This is a genomic window from Floridaenema aerugineum BLCC-F46 (assembly GCF_041929345.1).
GTDB classification, from domain to species: domain Bacteria; phylum Cyanobacteriota; class Cyanobacteriia; order Cyanobacteriales; family Aerosakkonemataceae; genus Floridanema; species Floridanema aerugineum.
In genome coordinates, this window is the sequence record NZ_JBHFNQ010000049.1 from 1 (window position 1) to 16,749 (window position 16,749).

Genomic DNA, 16,749 nt, shown 5'->3' on the forward strand with positions numbered 1-16,749 from the left:
ACGTTCTGAACAGCCAGAAAGTGAGTCAACAGATGGGTTAGTAAGCTATTTAAAACTTAATGGTACTTGTCCAACTCCTAACGGACTAATGCCTTACCAAGTTCACTCGGTTCCGATGGGATTTAGTGTGATGGTAGTTGCAGGTGTAATTTCCGGTTTACTAGGTATTGGTTCGGGAGCATTTAAAGTATTAGCAATGGATCAAGCAATGCGTTTGCCATTCAAAGTTTCAACAACTACAAGTAACTTTATGATTGGTGTCACCGCAGCAGCTTCGGCGGGTGTTTATCTAGCAAGAGGTTACATCGATCCGGGTCTTTCTATGCCTGTGATGTTAGGAGTATTACCAGGCGCTTTATTGGGAGCAAAAGTTTTAGTAGGAGCTAAAACTAAAGTTTTAAGAATAGTTTTTAGCTTAGTTCTCGTATTAATGGCTTTCAAAATGGTTTATAACAATTTATTAGGGGGAATTTAAAATGCAAAAATTAGGGGGAAAGGAAACAATTGAATTTAATTTAATTCAGGATAATTTAGACATAAAGCTAAATGAATTCCCTCTTAAATGTGAAATTGATGAGGAGATAAAATACAGCAAAACTAAGAGAGAACAACAACTGGAATTGTTACTCAGCAATCTTTTAAAATATGGAGTTTTTCTAGCTAGTGCTGTTGTTTTAGTGGGAGGAATCTTGTATTTAATACGTCACGGTACTGAACCTGCTGATTATCGAGTTTTTCATGGAGTACCATCAGAGTTTCGTTCGCCAGAAGGAGTGATTAATGCGGTATTAGCAGGTAGTCGGCGTGGGATTATTCAATTAGGTTTATTAATCTTAGTAGCTACTCCGATCGTGCGTGTAGCAATCTCGTTTTTAGCTTTTCTACGTCAACGAGATTATGTCTACGTCGTAGTGACTTTGCTGGTGTTATCAGGATTAATTTACAGCATGATTGGAGCTTACCATTAACATTCAATCCGGTTGGATAAGTTGAGTCAAATTTTGAAAATTTAATTGAATTTGCTCAAATAACGAAGTAGCGATCGCATCTAAGTTCTGTGTTGGTGCAACTGACAAGATAGCGAACGAAATCAAGCTGAGTACACCAAGGGTAAAAGCCAGGAATCTTCCCCAACATCCCGGATTGATTTCCAAAAACAAAAGTTTGGATTGTCCGATTATAGAGATCAAAAGTAAAACCAGTCCAGAGATTAACAAAATAGTGGTTAAGGAGGTGTTAGTCATGATAAAAACCTTTTTCAGTTATATCCAGTGGGGTAAGCTTTCCCATTATAGCTACCATCTAATTATGTTTTTACAACAATTAAAAGTTGGTTGGAGCGGGAGTTTCAAATTAATGTGATCAACATTTCTTCAAAAGCTTTGGCGAGTCGAGTTTGGAAGCGTTGCTGATGCTTTAACTTTAAGATTGGTCGAACTATATCCAATTTTTGATTCAAATTGTTGACGTTATCAATGATGGGAATTGAGCGTAAAGTACCAAGTTGTAATTCTTTTTTAATCATCAATTCAGGAATAGCAGCTGCACCTACGCCATTTTCTACTGCCGCTTTGACCATTTCACTACTAGTTAAAATCAAAATTACCTGCAACTCACTCGGATCTATGTTCCTATTTCTTAAAGCTTGTTCAAACATTTGTTGGGTTCCCGAACCAGACTCACGCATTACCCAATCAGTCGTAAAAAGGTCATTTAAGAAAATGTTTTTTCTTTTAAACCAAGGATGGGATTTACCAACAACAATTTGTAAGCGATCACTTCCTACAACCTCTTTATCTAAACTCTTTTTCACAGATGGCTTAACTTCCCCCGCCATTAACCCAATATCGAACAAACCCAACGCTGTACCTTCGCAAATATCATCAGCATTAGCCAAGGTACAGTTAACAAAAATACCGGGGTATAACTGCTTAAATTGACTAATTTTGTCCGGTAGCCAATAGTTGCCAATAGTTAAGCTTGCTCCTAATTTTAACTCACCCCGTTGGAGGTTGTTTAATTCCCGCAATCCCCGTTCTGTTAAAGCAACTTGTTCGAGAATTTTTTTGGCTTCTACTTGTAGTAATTTACCTGCTTCTGTAATTTCAATATGGCGACCAATGCGATCGAACAATCTCACCCCATATTCTGTTTCTAAACTTTGAATTGCTGCACTAACAGCAGGTTGAGTAATGTATAAAACTTCTGCTGCACGAGTAAAGTGCAAATGTTCTGCTACGGCTAAAAAAATTCGTAGCTGATCGAGGGTCATTGATGACATTTCCTACCTCAAAACTGTACTTTGGAGATTTCCATAAATTCAATTTATGAGTTTAACAAAAAAGAATGTTTGTTTTATACAAAAAAAGAGTTTAAAGTAACAATGAGACACCCTGGATTCAACTCAAGCTAAAGCAAATATGCACAAACCAACTTAGCCGCAATTCAATTCAATAAATAAAAGGAAATGGTTAAATGACGACTAAAAAATTAAATAATCACAGTGTTCACGGTTTAAAACCAGACTGTCTTTCCTTCGGAGAAGTCTTAGCGCAATCCTTTGCTGTGATTGCACCTACCACAATACCAGCTTCTAATCTTGGCTTAATTGTTGCCCTGGCTGGAAATGGCACTTGGTTAAGTTTTTTGATTGGCTTAATCGGGTTAATTTTTGTTGGTATTAACATTAACCAATTTGCTAGTCGTTCAGCCTCTCCTGGTTCACTTTATTCTTACATTGTCAAAGGTTTAGGGCTAACAGCAGGCGTAATTTGCGGCTGGAGCTTAGTGCTAGCTTACTTATTTACTGGAATGTCTGTTTTATGCGGTTTAGCTAACTTTAGTAGCATTTTAATCGGTCATTTAGGGATTCATCCTTCCAGCATTACGCTGTTATCACTTGGCGCAGGAATTGCTTGGTACGCAGCTTATAAAGACATCCAACTTTCAGCAATGGCAATGTTGTGGTTAGAAGGAATTACTCTGGTATTAATTTCAGTTTTAGGGGTAATTATTTGGTCACATACAGGCTTTGCTTTAGATTTACCCCAATTAACATTAGAAGGCGTAACTCCTGGTAACGTAGCAACAGGACTTGTCTTAGTAATGTTTGGTTTTTCTGGTTTTGAAAGTGCTACTTCTTTAGGTGATGAAGCAAAAAAACCTCTAAAAACTATTCCCAAAGCTGTAACTGGCAGCACAATTTTGGCTGGTTTATTCTTCATTCTCATGACCTACATTGAAGTTTTGGGTTTTAGAAGTACAGGAGTATCCATTGTTAATACCGAAGAACCTCTGGGTTTCTTGTCACAACAATTAGGAATGGGTTGGTTAGGACAATTAATTGCCTTTGGTGCTTTATTTAGCTTCTTTGCTTGTGTCTTAGGTTGTATTAATCCGGCTGCAAGAATCTTCTTTTTGATGGCACGTCACGGATTATTTCACTCTTCTTTAGGTTCAGCGCATTCCTCTAATAGAACCCCTCATATTGCAGTCACTTTATGTACCTTCATCATGTTTTTAGTGCCTGCTGTAATGTCTCTGTTTCACATCAAATTATTTGAAAGTATGGGTTATTTAGGGGCAATTTGTAGCTATGGATTTTTAACTGTGTACATTCTCATATCTATTGCTGCACCAGTTTACCTCCGCAATATTGGTCAATTGCGCCCTATTAATGTAATAGTTTCAGTTTTAGCAATTGGATTCATGGCAATACCAGTTTTGGGTAGTGTGGGAATTCCAGGTAGTACACTTTTCCCAGTTCCAGAAGCACCTTACGATGCTTTTCCTTATCTATTCTTATTGTATTTAGCCGCAACTTGTGGCTGGTTTATCATGCAAAGGTTTCGTTCCCCAGAAATCGTTATTTCAATGCAGCGAGGTATTGATTCAATTCATGCAAAATTTGACAAACCTACGACTCCTTATGGCAGTTCTCCAGTAAAGGCAATTTCACTCGATCCGGATGACTTTGAATAAATTTACCAGTCATGAATACTTCGGAATAAAACTTATTCATGACTAATTGAATAAACCCGAAACATAACAAAAAGGATGAACTGTAAATGGATGAATTAATAACTGCAATTCCCGCTGGATTAACTGCTTTTAGTGCTACCAATATTGATGATATTGTCATTCTCAGCCTGTTCTTTTCCCAAGTAAATACTAATTTTCGCCGTTGGCACATTGTTGCTGGACAATATCTCGGCTTTACTGCATTAGTGATGGCTAGCCTTCCCGGTTTTTTTGGCAGTTTAATCGTACCTCAAGCTTGGATTGGAATGTTGGGTATTGTCCCGATCGCGATCGGTATTAACAGCTTAATCAATCGCGATGATGATGACTCGGACGATGAAGTAGAAACAGAACATAATAACTCTGTACTGGCAAAGATTTTTTCTCCTCAAGTGTACGGTGTAGCAGCGGTTACTGTTGCTAATGGCAGTGACAATATCAGCATTTATGTACCATTATTTGCTAGCAGTACTTTAGCAAGTCTTCCAGTAATCCTGGCTGTATTTTTCTCAATGGTTGGTGTTTGGTGTTATGCTGCTTACCGATTAACAAACCTAACTGCGATCGCCTCTACCTTGACTCGTCATGGAAAAAATATTGTCCCCTTCATTTTGATTGGTTTAGGTATCTTCATTTTGTGCAAAAGTCATACACTAGAAAGCAGTTCCTTGACTGCGATGACTCTACTAGCGATCGGTAGTTGTGTGCTTACCCAGGCGATTAATTATTGGCGATCGCCACAAGTCGAAAAAAATTAAACTCCCCCCTTCATTCCGATTTAACCTCAAATTTTTTGACTAAATTACAAGGAGAAAACCATGAGATACTTGAAAATAGTTCTTGTAGCATTGGTAATTTTTGTTAACCTATTAATTGCCAAACCTTCATTTGCTGATCCACCAAAATTTACTAATAACCCCGACTACATCCAAGTCACTCAAGCGTTAGATGAATTGTTGAAAGTTAAAGATTCCCCAGAATTACCGGAAGGCGTTACCCAAGAAGACATTCAAAAATCGATCGCAGATTTGGAATTTCAAAAATATGCTTTAGAATCTGGCATTAACTGGGGTCAATGTCGCAATGAAACTGGAAAAACCCTAGCTGTTTATGGCGCTAAACCCAAAAAATCGACTTCCACATTCGATAATGCCATCTATTTTCTCGCAGATGGCGAAACCACCAATGATGAGTGGGATTGTGATGGAGTTTATTTACCAGGTGGAATCAAAATTGCAGGTTTAAGTAATAACGCAAAAACACAAGAATTAGCAAATCCTGTAGCTGTCAAAATCCTTGATGGCACCCAATTAGTAGTTAAAGTTAATCCTGACACAGGCGCAGTAGAATTAAACGTCCCTCCATCGGAAATTTACAGCGCTGGTGATGCTAATTGGTTTATTCCCAATATTTCACCAGATGCTATAGCTGCTAGAATTCCCAACGCACCAACAATAGAAAACGACTAAGTAAGACCAACAGAATAACATTTTCAACCTTAAACAGCCAGGAAAGTTTTCTTCTGGCTGATTTTTTCGGCTCTCCCGGATTTATGGTCATAAAAAAATCTTATTTAACTGTAGGGTGTGTTAGGCGCGGGCGATAAATTCAGCATTTCAACCGATAAATAAATTCCCGTGCCTAACGCACCGTTTCCCTAGTTTGTAACATCTATGAACATTTTTTCCCATTAACCCGAAAGAGCCGTTTTGTAGTGAATCGCGCACCTCCAAAGTACGTAGTTTTTGGGCTGTAATGAAGTGTTAGATGGCAACTTTGACATAATTAACAGTTCCTGCCTTCATTTTCAGGTTTTGGCAGTAACTTAAAATTACTTAGTGTGTTAGTAGTGTTTATTGCTTGGGCATTCTATAAGTAACGTAGTTGGTATTTCTATAAATGTCCATGCTAAAGCAGTTCAAAAGAATCTTATCTGTAATGCTGATAATTCTCATGATTACAGTATCTTTAGGCTTAACTTCACCGCAACCCGCCGTTGCGTCCCCCCATCCTGATTTTTCAGGTCTGAAACAGATTGATAAAATCTTGTCGAATAAACAGATTGTTGTAGATGCAAAAAGGTTTTTGAATACAACACCGGAAATGGTTTGTAGAGCTTATTTCGACCAGTTAAATGGCATTGACAATTCAACGTGGGCAGCTATTGAACAAGGCGTAACTTCAACCTACGCAATTACTCAGGCCATTAATTCTGCATCTGCTGCCGGAGCAGGTTCACTGGCTGGTTATGCTGGAATTGCTTCAGCCGTTTCTGAGTTGGGACTAGGGGGTTTAATGACGACAATTGCTGGAATGATGGGTAGCAACGTTGCAGGAGCAGCAGCTACTGCCGTCGTTACTTCAGCAGTTGGAGGTCCAGCTGTTATGGGTATACTTATCGCAGGTGGAACAAGTGGGAGTTTCTTCTTAATCTATAAGTTGGGAAAATTTACTGTTGAGAAGCTAAAGAATTCGGCTCAAGTCGAGAAGCTAGAAGATTGGGCGAAAAGTTATTGTTTGTCGAGGTAAAGTAGCAAGAAGTGTAGTAACTTTAATTGCTAACCAGCTAACAATTCAAATCCAGCAGGCGGTAGAAAGGCACTTGCAGACTCGTTCAAGTTATCTGCCGCCGCTGATTTAAACATTTAAGCTATTTCTTCTTCTTCCTTCGTGTTCTTCGTGTCTTCGTGGTTTTCTTGTACTATGTTATGCCTGTTCACCGAACTCGGACACCGAGTTTTGTATCCCAATGAAGTGGTTTATCCGCTTTTTGCAAAGGGGATTCTGGAATTTGACCCACCGACACGCCGTATTTCCAATCAGGCGGACAGATAGCGATATAGCGTGCATAGCCCCCCAAACCTCCTTTGAATTTAGGATACCCGATCGCCACCAGTGCCCCTGTTTCCGGCACCTTGTCCAAATTTGTCACCCCTTCGGCTTGAGTATAGCCATTGTGCAACAGCCAAGCTTCTCCTTCCAAGGTGGGCGTACTATCTGTATCTAGGGGTTCGTGTCCGTGGAACAAAATCTGGCGTTGTAAGTGCAAGAATTTAAGCGCCTCTAGTGTCACCCCAGGAAACTTAGTCCTGGTAGCCAGTTCGGGGTTGGGCCATTCTTTAGACCAATCCGATCGCACAAACACCACCGAACCAGAAGGAATCCTACCATGCCGACGCTCCCAATCCTGAATATCCTTGAGAGTAAGATGATAGTTGGGGTCGAGTGCTACTTGTTCCTGGATCGGAATCACCACCAAAGGACGAACCGCAAAGGTAGCAGGCAACTCATCAAGCGCTGGATAATCTGGATTCCAGTGGGCTGGTGGATCTAGCTGTGTTCCCAGCTGATCGGTAGATAAGTCGTAATGGGTCGCTTCAAAGCCATCCTTTTGGTAATTGTATGGCTGACCTGTTTTTGGATTGATGGTAGGTTCAAACTTAGACGCACCAAATCCCGACCAGACAGGAATTGCAGGAGTAATTGTATGAGTGAGATCGACATATTTGGCTGACTTGAGCGACTGTTGATAAACCTGCCACAAAGTCGGTTCTGGGCGAGGCTGTGCTGCATTGATGGACAGGCAAACAATTAGGCTAAAAAAGGCTACTAAAAACAAAACTCCGAATTTTTTCATCTAACCTAAATTCCAATGTACTTAGTCTAAATACGATACTTCCAAGTTTTGTATTTGAGCCATTTCTTCTTCTTTCTTCGTGTTCTAAAACGCTATCGCGTTTCGCTTCGCTATCGTGTCTTACGTGCTACGCACACGCTACGCGAACGTGGTTCCCTAAAAATCCTGACAACAAAGTAATTGACCCGTATTGAGTGTAAAACCGTTTCATAAGGAAATGCTATTTTTTACTGCTTTCTACTAGACTTTTACTTTTTTCTGTTTTAAAATACGGTAAATCGATTGGGATTAAGGAGTTATATGGAAAGCAGCCAAAAAGCTGGTCAAGGCTTGAGTATTGCTAAAGCATTGAACCCAGAACAGTTACGCCAAGGCATATCGAAGGACTTTGTAGCAGTCCTCTTCAAAAAGCTCAAAGGTGGATTTTTCCTGGTTATAGGATTTCTGCTTTCACCTTTGTCTTGGTGGAATGACTTGTTTTTTAATTTGCCGATCGCCTACAGTTTTGGCTATCTCTGTAGCTTACTGTCACCAAAATTACTCCTACCCTGCACCATAATTGGTTATTGGATCTCCTGCATCGCCGGAATTCTACTCATGCAAGCCGGAGTTATGGACGTTTTTCAAGACCAATCTAAAGAACGTAATTTTAAGAAAGAATTATTGATGGGTATAGCTACTTCCACTGCCTACACCCTAGTAATTTTGGCACTCCTTCAACTAAAAATCCTCGATACTCCTTTAGAACTTTTTGGTAATTTGTAATTGATGAGAAACCTTACTTTTGCAGAGTATTTACTAATTGACTCAAATCCAACACTTTTGGCCCACCCTCACCAATAATTAGAGGTAAATTCCCATTCCACTTTTCTATAGCTTGCTTCGCTAAAACTTCCGTCGTCAGAGTTTCGCGGACTAACCTTTGTGCTTCCGCCTCTCCCTTGGCAAAATTCACTTTAGCTTCCGCTTCCTTAGTAGCTTTAAGTGCTACAAACTCTGCTCTTTTTGCTTCTTGTTCAGCAATTTGTTTAGCTTCTACAGCATCACCAAATCTTTGGGAAAAATGCACATGAACTAAAGAAATATCATCAACTGCAATGTGGTAACTTATTAACCTAGTAGTTAAAGCATTATCTACTCCAGTTTTTACCTCCTCCCTTTTAGTAATAATTTCTTCTGCTGTATATTTTGCCATCACAGCTTTAAGTATTTCTTCTACTGCTGGGTTAATTATTTTATCTATAACTGCTGTTTCATTTCCGATTTGTTGGTAAATTAAGTTTACTTCCTCTGGGACAATATGCCAATTAAGAGCAACATCAGTAAAAACATCCTGTAAATCTTTCGAGGAAGCTTCTGCGGAAATTTCCTGCTTTTGCACACGAATACTCAGTTTTTTAACAGTATTAACAATGGGAACAATCAAGTGAATGCCTTCTCCGAAAATTTGATTTTGGACTTTGCCAAACTGCATTAAAACTCCCCTTTCTCCAGCATTGACAATTACGAAAGGGGAGAAAAAAATTAGCGACAATAGCAGAAAAGCAATGATTTTGCTAACTTTGGTAAACGTTTTATTTTTCATTTCTAATTTATACCTAGCTATTCGATACTCTGTTGTAAATATTATCTCTAAATTAGCCTAAATCTCGTAGTAATCAAGATTTATAAAATAGTATTCATTTTAAAAAACTATAGTATAATACTTTAAACTACACTAAGCTAATCGGCTTAGTGTAGTTATTGCAACTCATAGAAATATTTCCTAACTCTTGCTTTTTACGCAAATTAGTAGTGATTAAGACTGAATGTGCTTGGAGAGCAAGTTAAAGTAGCTTTTTTTGCATTTTTTTCTTTCAAGTGCTAGATAGAAAAAAAGTAAAATTTAGCGATATTTCTTAAACTACACAAAACCCATCGTCAAAGTGTGGTATTAATATAATCAGTGTCAACGTTAAGATGATGAAACTATCTGCTAAAGTAAGATATGGTTTATTAGCCTTGTTAGAACTAGCCGATCATTACCAACAAAGCAGTTACTTACAAGTAGATGAAATTGTTGCTGCTCAGAACATTCCCTATCGTTATCTGATGCAATTGTTAATTTCCCTGCGACGTAGTGGGATTGTTCGTTCTCAGCGTGGAACGAAAGGTGGTTATTGTTTAACTAAAGCGCCAGAAAATATTACTTTATTAGAAATTGTCACTTGCTTAGAAGGTATTCATCAGCCAGAAAAATCAGGACAGAGTTCAGTTGAATCTTTAGATAATTTACTAATTGAGGATATTTGGTTGGAAGCAAATCAATCCGTAATGGAGCTTTTTGCCAGCTATTCCCTAAAAAGTTTATCTGATAAACGTAAAGAAAGCCGCAAATCTAATCAAATGTACTATATTTAATTAATCTAGAAGAATATACCTCTTTTAACTGTTAGCAAAGAGGTATCCGAAATTTTATTCGAGATTATACAAACACTGATAATTAACACAATTTACCTAAATTTCGTAATGCCATAATTCCTCTTCTTTGACCAAAAATCTATGTAAAGAAAGGCGTTCAATCAAACCTTGTTGTTCCAATTGAATTAAGACGCGAGTCACAGTAACGCGAGTAGCACCAAGCATTTCCGCTATATCTTGGTGAGTTAAACGTACATCAATTAAATGCCCGTTTTTAACTTCATGACCGAACCTTTTTGCCAACCAACTTAAAAGCTTAATTACCATGAGATCCGTTCTTTTGTAGCTACGAATTAGCAATAATTCCTCAGCTTGTTGAATATGGGCTAATAGAACATCTGTAATTTCCTGCCACTCTTGGGCGTGAAATGGGATTATTTCTACTTTGGTTAAGCACTCCATTTGATAAGCTTCCACCTTTGATAAAGCTTTACCAACGATATCTCCTGAACCCCAAATTCCCAAAGTAATGGTTGTATCGTCTTCCAGCCAAGTGGTTGCTTTCACCACACCTGACTCAATTTTCCAAAGCTGGTTTGACTTGATTGGCAGTATTGAGCGGGGACCGAATTGCTGGCGAATTGGTTTTACAGATTGTTTCGTTGAGAGTAGTGTAAAGAGCATGGTAGTGTAAAATACTGTTTATCGATGTATTTAGCGTAGTTTTAAATATAGCAGTTTCTTGTCGAGGCACAATATGGGTATTAAAGTCGAGAATGTTTCTAAACGATTTGGCTCTTTTCAAGCCGTTGATGGGGTAAGTTTGGAAGTGAAAACAGGCTCTTTGGTGGCATTGTTAGGCCCATCAGGATCGGGAAAGTCCACATTGTTGCGGATGATTGCCGGGTTAGAACTTCCTGATATGGGTAAAATCTGGTTGATTGGTGAAGATGCTACTTACCAGCCTGTGCAGGAGCGCCACATTGGTTTTGTGTTTCAACACTATGCTTTGTTTAAGCACTTAACAATTCGTCAAAATATAGGGTTTGCTTTGGAGATTCGCAAAATAGCTAAAAACAAGATTCAACAACGAGTTGAGGAACTTTTGCACTTAGTTCAGTTGGGGGGTTTAGGCGATCGCTATCCCTCTCAACTTTCCGGTGGACAAAGACAAAGGATCGCTTTAGCCAGAGCATTAGCAGTACAACCAAGAGTTTTGTTATTAGATGAACCTTTTGGTGCATTAGATGCCAAAGTCCGTAAAGAATTGCGGAATTGGTTACGACAGCTGCACGAAGAAGTGCAAATCACAACTGTATTTGTTACCCACGATCAAGAAGAAGCAATGGAGGTAGCTGATGAAATTGTGGTGATGAATCAAGGTTGTGTGGAACAAGTTGGTAAACCATCAGAAATTTATGATAATCCGGCAACTCCTTTTGTGATGAGTTTTCTTGGGCCTGTGAATGTTTTACCAAGTAATGCAGGCTTTTTACCTAGTAATAAACTGCTCGCAGAAAAAGAGCAAATTTTCTTAAGACCTCACGATGTTTTAGTTCAGCTACAACCAGTTAAAGGTGCGGTAGCTGCGAGAGTTGATCGAATTATTTATTTAGGTTGGGAAATTCGCGTCGAGTTAGTTTTGGAGTCAGAAGAAAGAGTAAATGCTTACCTAAGCCGAGAGCGTTTTCTGCAACTGCAATTGCAGCCAAATCAAGGAGTTTATGTGCAGTCTAAGAAAATTAAAATTTTCCCCGATCCAGTTCTGAAATAAGAGTTCTGCACCTAAAAAATTAACAAGTGCCAATCGTTAACCTCAAATTTTTAGACTTATGGAACCACCCCAAGAAACTAGCGATTATCCCAAAACTATTGAGCCGTTAGCACAGGTGAATTCTGAATTAGCAGCAAAAAAAGCTGTAATCAGGGCAAAAACAAGTTCGGAGCGAACCAGAGATCATTTAGCCAACGAAAGAACCTATTTGGCATGGATGCGAACTGCGATCGCTCTCACAGGTTTTGGGGTATTAATTGCACGCCTACGCTATTTGATTTCACCTGATGTTCCCGGAACAGGTTACGGTTGGGCACTCGGCTTACTTTTTGCCGGAATTGGTTTAGTAACAGTCTTACTTTCAACCCAGCACTATTTTTGGGTTCTAGATGCAATTGATGCTGATACCTACCAACCTTCAAAACGATGGGTGATTATTTTTAGTTTAGTGTCCATCCTTTTAGGAACAGGTGTGATCTATGTTATCTTGACCATGCCAAGTAATTTGAAAATTTCCATATTTTAAATGCTTATAAAGTTTGTATTTCTAATTGTTTTGTTCATGTACTTAACAAGAATATCATGTTAAATTTTCCCTTAAACAACCAAAGTTACAGTCTTATCGAACTATCTTCCAAGCTGGAATATGCCTTGTTAGCACTTATAGAATTAGCAAGTCAAAACACTAAAAAAGTTCCATTAACTCTTAGTGAAATTACAACTAAACAGCCAATTCCTGAACGTTACTTGGAACAAGTTTTTACTAGTCTGCGACGTGGTGGTTTAGTACACAGTCATCGTGGGTCTAAAGGTGGTTATGTATTAAGCCGTGAACCTTGGGAGATTACTGTATTAGAAGTTGTGATTTCTTTAGAAGGCGAGCAGAAAGAGAAAAAGCGATCGGATTATTGCACTCTAGAAAAAGAAGCAATTTATAAAGTTTGGCAACAAGCTAATTCTGCTTCTGAAGCAATTCTCAGCCGTTATACTCTCCAAGACTTATGCCAGCTGAGGGATGAGCGTAAACATAATAATCCCATGTATTACATCTAAAGGGGCAGATGTAGTTGTACCATCCCGCGAACATAAGTTAGTGGAGGTTGTTTGATTAACTTTATCATATCACCTCCACTAACTACCTGACGATTTTCATAATTAGGATTTTAGCTTAGTGAGTTAGTTAGTCAGTTATATAACTAACTATATATCAATATAAATGAATAATTCATAAAACTGACTCTTTGTATTTAGATATATTGCAAGGATAGTGAAATTATCCCAAAGCCCTTATTATACTAGAAAGTATTCAATCGTTTTTCTGAATCTAGCTACATTATTTTTCCCAGCTACCAAATTGTCAAACTTCTGCACGAAGGAAGTAAAACTGTTATCTATCGGGCTATTACACAGCCGGAAGCAACGTTTGCGATCGTCAAAACTCTGAAAGCCGAGTATGCCACTTTAGAAGAGATTACTCCCTTGCGACATGAATATCAAATCCTTCAGCTTTTGAATATAGAAGGAGTTGTCAAAACTTTAGACATCAAAAATTACCAACACAGCAACGTCTTCAGTCTGCCAAAAGGGTGTTAATCTGTTTGGCGATTATTAAAGTTTCTATGAACTACGAACAATTATGTTAGTAACCCTGTTCCATTGGGAACACTAAGTACAGAGTATCGGGTTTTAGTCAAATGAGAATTGGATTCGGATTGGTTGCGATCACTGCTTTGATTGGTTTGAGTGCTACGGTTGCTAACGCTCAAGAGCGTTCTAACAACTTTCTGTTCCTACGCAACATAGACGGGCGAGCCAGATTGGTTGGCTTCGGTCGTAAAGACTTGGGACTGGTATCGAGTGACAAGTCTTTGGCTGATAGTATCTGCCGTTCACCAAAGGCCAATAGTTTAGATTCAGTAATTCCTTCGATTTGGAATCGATTATCACCATACGGCGATCGCACAAGCAACACATCTGCCTACAACCCAAAGGCAACCCAACCGCCACTTATAGTACTCAAAAATGGTTCTGCGATTCATGTTTCCAAGAATCCAAATCTACTAGCAATTGATCCTGATGTAATCTACAAAGAACTTTGCTCACAGCAATAAACTAAATTAATGCCCTAGCTAAGATACTAGGGCAGTAGTCTTCTTTAGAAGATCAAATAGAGGGCTACCAACCATCGGCAAAGGACAAATTTTTTCCCTGTTCAAGAGTTCCTCCTTATTCCCTTTCTTCGCCAAAATATCCCACTTGATTACCGATAGCCAAATAAACCATCAAGATTCTTAGTTTGCTTCTATCTATCCCGAATAAAACTACCAAAATTTCCACCAATACTTCTTTTTCATAGGCCAAGTTATTTCACAAATAGTTCCCCTATTTGCTAAACTTTTTCGGGTAAATTTACCTCCAAGTTGTCGGGCTAAATTCTTAAACTGCTGCGTTCCTCGACCTTCAGATGATAAGTTAATACCTTGTCCATTATCCACGATACTCAGAGTATACCAATTTTCGTTTTTAGTGCAAGTAACGCCCAGACGAGTTACTCCGATCGCGTGTTTTCCCACATTGCACAATGCTTCTTCTAAAAAACGGCAGAGTCCTTGTTTGTTTCCAATGCTTAATTGTTTGTTATCAATAGGTACAAAAGAATAAACTTTAATTTTCAAAGTTCTAAAGCAGGGTAAATCTCGCTCTAATGTATGAACATATACTTGATAAAAAAGCTCATGTATGGGAGCTTGTAAGTTAATTTCTAATCTCCTTTCTAAGTAAAGATTATCCGCTTGAGTTACGGTTTCGTTTTGCATGAACTCATAAATTGCTCGCAGTTCCGAATTAACATCTTTTAAGTCTTTAATTAATTGTTGTTGTTGGGGTGAATTTTCCTCTTGCAGATCTCTCAAGATTGCAGCTAATTTTTGTAATGGCCCATTATGTATAGTAGTAAATGTGCGATCTATTAACATTTGTCTATCGCTAATTCTAGCTCTCAAAGCGCGGTCATACTGATAAAAAGCAGTCAGGACTATACCATTTACAACTAGTAGTATCACTGCAGGTAATACTGGTATCCACCAACCCAAAAGTATGCAAAAATAAGCAATTCCTAATAAAGTAATGCCAGCTACACTAACAACTAAAATATTTTTTCCCGGAGCTTGAGTTATTCTTCCTAAACTTATTCCCACAATACCCCAAAGTAAAATCCATAAATATTCCCATTCTTCTGACCAACTGTATAAAAGTGGTCGTTTGTCCAATACTGCACCGATAATTTGACTAACTGCATGAGCTTGAATTTCTACTCCGTAAACTACTCCCGGTGCCGGATCTGTACTGCGAATTGCTGTGGTATTTATGTTATCTTTAATGCTAGGAGCGGTTAGACCGATAATGATAATGCGATCGTGTAACCACTGAGGATTATATTCTCCCTTTTTTAGCTGATTCAACGATATCCTTCTAAATCTTTTTTCCCCACTCCGAAAGTTAAGTAATATTTGAATTCCGCCATTATCTGCTTTTATATATCCACCAGTATTAGATAAAAACCGAGGTAATTCAGTTGCTCCAAATCTCATAGCTTCTCGGTCTTGAATCCCATTTTGCAGCTTAATACTTTTGTTGGCTAAATAAGCTTCGGCTAACTTTAAAGACAGAGAAAATTTATATCCTTTGGGAGTCGGAGTTGCTAATAAACTACGTCTTAAATTACCATCATAATCTAACATAGCATCTACAAAACCAACTTGTTGAGCAGGTAATGTTGGTGGAGGTGCAAATTCAGCAGGTAATACTTTTTCAATTCCCATTAAATTTTTAGTATTTTTAAATGTGGTAACTAAGGAACTATGACCTGGTTCTACAGGCAAATCTCTGATAATATCAAGACCGATTACTTTCGGTTTATATTGCTGCAATTTGTTAATTAATTGAGCAATTTCGCGATCAGGAATGGGATAGGTTTTTACAGTTCGGATATCTTCTTCATCAATTCCAATAATAGTGATTCGTTCATCAATAGATTCGGGCGGACGTAACCGGAGAAATTTATCAAAAATTGCTAATTCCAAAGATTGCAAATAACCAAGGGAACGGGCAATGATTACTAGGACAATTACTATTATTCCTGGGATTGTCCCAGTCCGCCAAATTCTTACTTGTTCTTGAATTCTTTGCCAAATATTCTCTTGCACAATTCTTTAATTCCCTTAATTTCAATCAATTAAACCTTCTTCTCTAGCTCGCATTTCAGTTTGGATGCGAATATTTTTACCTTCTTCAGGATAAACATTTAAAGCATCTTGAACTTTATTCCAATAGTGTCTTACCATGCGTTCAGATACATTTAAGCGATCGGCAATTGCCTTATCTTGTAATCCTTCTTGAAATGCCAGTTCTAGAACTTTTAACCACTCTGGTTTAAATTCTAATATAACTTGGATACTTTTAATATCTTTGGTATGAGTTAATCCTTGTAAAGCCCAGTTGACTCTGGTTAACATTTCTTGGCTAGAAAGGCTTTTATCTGCCACTGTAAATCCCCCTTTGTGACTATCAATTTCCTGTTTAATCCGCACTAATGTTCTTGCATGGGCGCTTTGTACCACAAAATTAATTTCTGGATATTTCTTCATGAAGTTTTTCAATAACTGAAGTCCTACCTCTGGTCGAGCCATTCCTCCAGTTTGTTCAGGAATCGAAAGATCCATAATTATGACCTCTGGAGAAAAGTTTTCTATTTGTTTTAAACTATCTTGGGCAGTTTGTGCTGTAAGAATTTCTGCATTGGGATATTGCTTTTGCAATATATCAATAGTGCCACTTATTAATAATTCATGGTCATCGATTACCAGAAATTTCCACTTTTCCTCTTCTAGCGTTTTTTGAATCATAATCAATCCTGTCG

19 protein-coding genes are annotated in these 16,749 nt (G+C 38.3%); 12 read left to right on the top strand and 7 right to left on the bottom strand.

Annotated features, from left to right (window positions below; all coding sequences use genetic code 11):
• Nucleotides 1–475: sulfite exporter TauE/SafE family protein (locus ACE1CC_RS05665; protein ID WP_413269499.1), on the top strand; the 475-nt coding region annotated here is incomplete at its 5' end.
• Between the two features lies 1 nt (nucleotide 476).
• Nucleotides 477–968, top strand: coding sequence for a DUF1634 domain-containing protein (locus ACE1CC_RS05670; protein ID WP_413269500.1), 492 nt, complete (start codon nucleotides 477–479; stop codon nucleotides 966–968).
• A gap of 3 nt (nucleotides 969–971) precedes the next feature.
• On the opposite strand, the gene ACE1CC_RS05675 is transcribed toward ACE1CC_RS05670, so the two are convergent.
• Together ACE1CC_RS05675 and ACE1CC_RS05680 are read right to left on the bottom strand one after the other, a co-directional pair.
• Nucleotides 972–1,244, bottom strand: coding sequence for a hypothetical protein (locus tag ACE1CC_RS05675; RefSeq protein WP_413269501.1), 273 nt, complete (start codon nucleotides 1,242–1,244; stop codon nucleotides 972–974).
• Nucleotides 1,245–1,348: 104 nt separating this feature from the next.
• Complete coding sequence (locus tag ACE1CC_RS05680; RefSeq protein ID WP_459563806.1) at nucleotides 1,349–2,272, bottom strand: LysR substrate-binding domain-containing protein; 924 nt, start codon at nucleotides 2,270–2,272, stop codon at nucleotides 1,349–1,351.
• A gap of 203 nt (nucleotides 2,273–2,475) precedes the next feature.
• On the opposite strand from ACE1CC_RS05680, the gene ACE1CC_RS05685 reads away from it, so the two are divergent.
• The 4 genes from ACE1CC_RS05685 to ACE1CC_RS05700 all read left to right on the top strand — a co-directional run bounded on the left by ACE1CC_RS05685 (nucleotide 2,476) and on the right by ACE1CC_RS05700 (nucleotide 6,549).
• A complete protein-coding gene (locus ACE1CC_RS05685; protein ID WP_413269503.1) occupies nucleotides 2,476–3,981 on the top strand; it encodes an APC family permease in 1,506 nt (501 codons plus the stop codon).
• An 86-nt stretch (nucleotides 3,982–4,067) separates the two neighbouring features.
• Entirely contained in the window at nucleotides 4,068–4,778 is a 711-nt protein-coding gene (locus ACE1CC_RS05690; protein WP_413269504.1) for a cadmium resistance transporter, read from the top strand.
• Nucleotides 4,779–4,838: 60 nt separating this feature from the next.
• Nucleotides 4,839–5,489, top strand: coding sequence for a hypothetical protein (locus tag ACE1CC_RS05695; protein ID WP_413269505.1), 651 nt, complete (start codon nucleotides 4,839–4,841; stop codon nucleotides 5,487–5,489).
• Nucleotides 5,490–5,973: 484 nt separating this feature from the next.
• Nucleotides 5,974–6,549, top strand: coding sequence for a hypothetical protein (locus ACE1CC_RS05700; protein ID WP_413269506.1), 576 nt, complete (start codon nucleotides 5,974–5,976; stop codon nucleotides 6,547–6,549).
• A gap of 187 nt (nucleotides 6,550–6,736) precedes the next feature.
• Here the strand turns inward: ACE1CC_RS05700 and ACE1CC_RS05705 are convergent, their stop codons facing one another.
• A complete protein-coding gene (locus ACE1CC_RS05705; protein ID WP_413269507.1) occupies nucleotides 6,737–7,657 on the bottom strand; it encodes a cyclase family protein in 921 nt (306 codons plus the stop codon).
• A 300-nt stretch (nucleotides 7,658–7,957) separates the two neighbouring features.
• On the opposite strand from ACE1CC_RS05705, the gene ACE1CC_RS05710 reads away from it, so the two are divergent.
• Complete coding sequence (locus ACE1CC_RS05710) at nucleotides 7,958–8,422, top strand: hypothetical protein (RefSeq protein ID WP_413269508.1); 465 nt, start codon at nucleotides 7,958–7,960, stop codon at nucleotides 8,420–8,422.
• A 13-nt stretch (nucleotides 8,423–8,435) separates the two neighbouring features.
• On the opposite strand, the gene ACE1CC_RS05715 is transcribed toward ACE1CC_RS05710, so the two are convergent.
• Entirely contained in the window at nucleotides 8,436–9,242 is an 807-nt protein-coding gene (locus ACE1CC_RS05715) for a prohibitin family protein (RefSeq protein ID WP_413269509.1), read from the bottom strand.
• Nucleotides 9,243–9,616: 374 nt separating this feature from the next.
• On the opposite strand from ACE1CC_RS05715, the gene ACE1CC_RS05720 reads away from it, so the two are divergent.
• The gene (locus ACE1CC_RS05720) at nucleotides 9,617–10,057 is read left to right on the top strand and encodes an RrF2 family transcriptional regulator (RefSeq protein ID WP_413269510.1); all 441 of its coding nucleotides are present in this window, start codon (nucleotides 9,617–9,619) and stop codon (nucleotides 10,055–10,057) included.
• A 96-nt stretch (nucleotides 10,058–10,153) separates the two neighbouring features.
• On the opposite strand, the gene ACE1CC_RS05725 is transcribed toward ACE1CC_RS05720, so the two are convergent.
• Nucleotides 10,154–10,741 (bottom strand): Crp/Fnr family transcriptional regulator, encoded by a 588-nt coding sequence (locus ACE1CC_RS05725; RefSeq protein ID WP_459563805.1) that lies wholly within the window; start codon nucleotides 10,739–10,741, stop codon nucleotides 10,154–10,156.
• A gap of 73 nt (nucleotides 10,742–10,814) precedes the next feature.
• Between ACE1CC_RS05725 and ACE1CC_RS05730 the strand changes: the two genes are divergently transcribed.
• The 4 genes from ACE1CC_RS05730 (at nucleotide 10,815) to ACE1CC_RS05745 (ending at nucleotide 13,942) form a co-directional block, all read left to right on the top strand.
• Nucleotides 10,815–11,831, top strand: coding sequence for a sulfate/molybdate ABC transporter ATP-binding protein (locus ACE1CC_RS05730; RefSeq protein ID WP_413269512.1), 1,017 nt, complete (start codon nucleotides 10,815–10,817; stop codon nucleotides 11,829–11,831).
• Nucleotides 11,832–11,889: 58 nt separating this feature from the next.
• Nucleotides 11,890–12,357 carry a YidH family protein gene (locus ACE1CC_RS05735; RefSeq protein ID WP_413269513.1) on the top strand — a complete coding sequence of 156 codons (468 nt, stop codon included), beginning with the start codon at nucleotides 11,890–11,892 and terminating at the stop codon, nucleotides 12,355–12,357.
• Nucleotides 12,358–12,413: 56 nt separating this feature from the next.
• Nucleotides 12,414–12,884 (top strand): RrF2 family transcriptional regulator, encoded by a 471-nt coding sequence (locus ACE1CC_RS05740; protein ID WP_413269514.1) that lies wholly within the window; start codon nucleotides 12,414–12,416, stop codon nucleotides 12,882–12,884.
• A 641-nt stretch (nucleotides 12,885–13,525) separates the two neighbouring features.
• Nucleotides 13,526–13,942 (top strand): hypothetical protein, encoded by a 417-nt coding sequence (locus ACE1CC_RS05745; RefSeq protein ID WP_413269515.1) that lies wholly within the window; start codon nucleotides 13,526–13,528, stop codon nucleotides 13,940–13,942.
• A gap of 210 nt (nucleotides 13,943–14,152) precedes the next feature.
• Here ACE1CC_RS05745 and ACE1CC_RS05750 read toward each other — a convergent pair whose 3' ends face one another.
• Both ACE1CC_RS05750 and ACE1CC_RS05755 read right to left on the bottom strand, forming a co-directional pair.
• On the bottom strand, nucleotides 14,153–16,036 hold the full coding sequence (locus tag ACE1CC_RS05750) for a CHASE2 domain-containing protein (protein ID WP_413269516.1): 1,884 nt from the start codon (nucleotides 16,034–16,036) through the stop codon (nucleotides 14,153–14,155).
• Between the two features lie 21 nt (nucleotides 16,037–16,057).
• A complete protein-coding gene (locus tag ACE1CC_RS05755; RefSeq protein ID WP_413269517.1) occupies nucleotides 16,058–16,735 on the bottom strand; it encodes a response regulator transcription factor in 678 nt (225 codons plus the stop codon).
• Between the last annotated feature and the right edge of the window lie 14 nt (nucleotides 16,736–16,749).

Bases quoted from the DNA above. Each gene is read 5' to 3' on its own strand.
- ACE1CC_RS05685 (WP_413269503.1), top strand. From the start codon at position 2,476: ATGACGACTAAAAAATTAAATAATCACAGTGTTCACGGTTTAAAACCA.
- ACE1CC_RS05715 (WP_413269509.1), bottom strand. From the start codon at position 9,242: ATGAAAAATAAAACGTTTACCAAAGTTAGCAAAATCATTGCTTTTCTG.
- ACE1CC_RS05735 (WP_413269513.1), top strand. From the start codon at position 11,890: ATGGAACCACCCCAAGAAACTAGCGATTATCCCAAAACTATTGAGCCG.
- ACE1CC_RS05690 (WP_413269504.1), top strand. From the start codon at position 4,068: ATGGATGAATTAATAACTGCAATTCCCGCTGGATTAACTGCTTTTAGT.
- ACE1CC_RS05670 (WP_413269500.1), top strand. From the start codon at position 477: ATGCAAAAATTAGGGGGAAAGGAAACAATTGAATTTAATTTAATTCAG.
- ACE1CC_RS05725 (WP_459563805.1), bottom strand. From the start codon at position 10,741: ATGCTCTTTACACTACTCTCAACGAAACAATCTGTAAAACCAATTCGC.
- ACE1CC_RS05730 (WP_413269512.1), top strand. From the start codon at position 10,815: ATGGGTATTAAAGTCGAGAATGTTTCTAAACGATTTGGCTCTTTTCAA.
- ACE1CC_RS05755 (WP_413269517.1), bottom strand. From the start codon at position 16,735: ATGATTCAAAAAACGCTAGAAGAGGAAAAGTGGAAATTTCTGGTAATC.
- ACE1CC_RS05680 (WP_459563806.1), bottom strand. From the start codon at position 2,272: ATGACCCTCGATCAGCTACGAATTTTTTTAGCCGTAGCAGAACATTTG.
- ACE1CC_RS05720 (WP_413269510.1), top strand. From the start codon at position 9,617: ATGATGAAACTATCTGCTAAAGTAAGATATGGTTTATTAGCCTTGTTA.
- ACE1CC_RS05745 (WP_413269515.1), top strand. From the start codon at position 13,526: ATGAGAATTGGATTCGGATTGGTTGCGATCACTGCTTTGATTGGTTTG.
- ACE1CC_RS05705 (WP_413269507.1), bottom strand. From the start codon at position 7,657: ATGAAAAAATTCGGAGTTTTGTTTTTAGTAGCCTTTTTTAGCCTAATT.
- ACE1CC_RS05740 (WP_413269514.1), top strand. From the start codon at position 12,414: ATGTTAAATTTTCCCTTAAACAACCAAAGTTACAGTCTTATCGAACTA.
- ACE1CC_RS05675 (WP_413269501.1), bottom strand. From the start codon at position 1,244: ATGACTAACACCTCCTTAACCACTATTTTGTTAATCTCTGGACTGGTT.
- ACE1CC_RS05700 (WP_413269506.1), top strand. From the start codon at position 5,974: ATGATTACAGTATCTTTAGGCTTAACTTCACCGCAACCCGCCGTTGCG.
- ACE1CC_RS05710 (WP_413269508.1), top strand. From the start codon at position 7,958: ATGGAAAGCAGCCAAAAAGCTGGTCAAGGCTTGAGTATTGCTAAAGCA.
- ACE1CC_RS05695 (WP_413269505.1), top strand. From the start codon at position 4,839: ATGAGATACTTGAAAATAGTTCTTGTAGCATTGGTAATTTTTGTTAAC.